This window comes from Thermodesulfobacteriota bacterium (assembly GCA_039028315.1).
Classification (GTDB): Bacteria; Desulfobacterota_D; UBA1144; order Nemesobacterales; family UBA2774; genus CR02bin9.
Map to the genome: position 1 here is coordinate 1 of JBCCIH010000271.1, position 1,662 is coordinate 1,662.

The 1,662-nt window shown below is 39.2% G+C and carries 3 protein-coding genes; all 3 read left to right on the top strand.

Annotated elements, in window-relative coordinates; translation table 11 throughout:
* On the top strand, positions 1–330 hold a 330-nt coding region (locus AAF462_11880), incomplete at its 5' end, for a hypothetical protein (GenBank protein ID MEM7009821.1).
* A 59-nt stretch (positions 331–389) separates the two neighbouring features.
* Positions 390–1,229 (top strand): MoxR family ATPase, encoded by an 840-nt coding sequence (locus tag AAF462_11885; protein MEM7009822.1) that lies wholly within the window; start codon positions 390–392, stop codon positions 1,227–1,229.
* A 25-nt stretch (positions 1,230–1,254) separates the two neighbouring features.
* Positions 1,255–1,662, top strand: a 408-nt coding sequence (locus tag AAF462_11890; protein ID MEM7009823.1) for a VWA domain-containing protein, incomplete at its 3' end; no start/stop codon positions are given.

Consider the following 1,662-nt stretch of genomic DNA (forward strand, 5'->3'; position numbering starts at 1 on the left):
CCATACGCAAAAGAAATGAGAGAGATAATTAGCGGGGAGGAATATGATAAAGCCGGAGTTGCTATTGCTGTTGATCTAGAGCAGATGAATGCACATTATCATAACAGCTTTGATGAGATATTTTTCGTTCTAGATGGCGATATTAAGTTTGAGTTCTATGATCCTGAGAATGAGAGAATATGGACTGAGCACCTTACCCTTAATGAAACACTAATTGTTAAAAAAGGTATCCATCATAAAATCCTAATGGCCTCAGAGCACAACAGACTATTTGTAGTCTCAATACCACCTTATCATCCAGATGACGAAAACCCATCGGATAAGATTTAAGTAAATAAGCCTGAGCAGGTATTCTAATCTCTAATTCAGATATCAATGAGGAATAAGTTATGAAATTTAAAGGCACGGACAACTATATATCCACAAGGGATTTAAATTTGGCGGTAAACGCTTCAATCACGCTTGAGCGCCCGCTACTTATCAAAGGTGAGCCGGGAACAGGTAAAACGATGCTTGCGTTTGAAGTGGCACAGGCTCTTAAAAAAGATATCATCACATGGCACGTAAAATCCTCAACCACTGCTCAGCAAGGGCTTTACGAGTACGACGCAGTCTCTAGACTAAGAGACTCTCAGCTTGGGGATGATAGGGTGAGCGACATTTCAAACTATATAGAGAAAGGAAAATTGTGGGATGCATTTGAGTCCAAAAAGCAAGTTGTTCTTCTCATAGATGAAATAGACAAAGCCGATATTGAATTTCCAAACGACCTTTTGCTCGAGCTAGATAAGATGGAGTTTTACTGCTACGAGCTTCAAAAAACAATTAAAGCTAAGCAACGTCCGATAATAATAATCACGTCAAATAACGAAAAAGAACTTCCAGATGCATTTTTAAGAAGATGCTTCTTCCACTACATAAGCTTCCCCGAAAGAGAAACACTTAGATCAATTGTAAAGGTGCATTTTCCTAAACTTGACTCAAAGTTAATAAACAACGCGATGAATATTTTCTATGATCTAAGGGAAGTAGACGGACTTAAGAAAAAACCCTCAACCAGTGAGCTAATTGATTGGATTAAACTCCTAATGGTTGGAAAGGTTACGGAGTCTGAGCTTGGAGAACTCGATCTCTCTGAAAAACTTCCTCCGTATGCTGGAGCTCTATTAAAAAACGAGCAGGATTACAATCTACTTAACCGCATTAGAATGAGATTTAGGCGTAACTAGTTTTTCCAAAAGGTGAACCATGTTTTTGGACTTCTTTTTATTACTAAAAAATGACGGGATTCCGGTAACGATCCGCGAGTACCTAACATTTTTAGAGGCTCTAGATAAAGACGTTGTGCAGTACAGCGTTGAAGATTTCTACTATCTAAGCCGTACGTCACTCATCAAGCATGAGCACCACTTAGACCGGTTTGATATCCTATTTGGCTACTTTTTTGAGGGCATAGAATCCATAGAGATGGAAGAGTTTATGAAAATTCCAGAAGAGTGGCTCAAGAAAAGCTTTGATGCCCAGTTTACTGAAGAAGATAAGGCCATGATTAAATCGATTGGCGGCATCGATAAGCTTTTAGAACGTCTAAAAGAACTTATGAAAACCCAGAAAAAAAGACACGAGGGCGGTAACAAGTGGATAGGCACAGGGGGAAGATCC

Bases quoted from the DNA above. Each gene is read 5' to 3' on its own strand.
- AAF462_11885 (MEM7009822.1), top strand. From the start codon at position 390: ATGAAATTTAAAGGCACGGACAACTATATATCCACAAGGGATTTAAAT.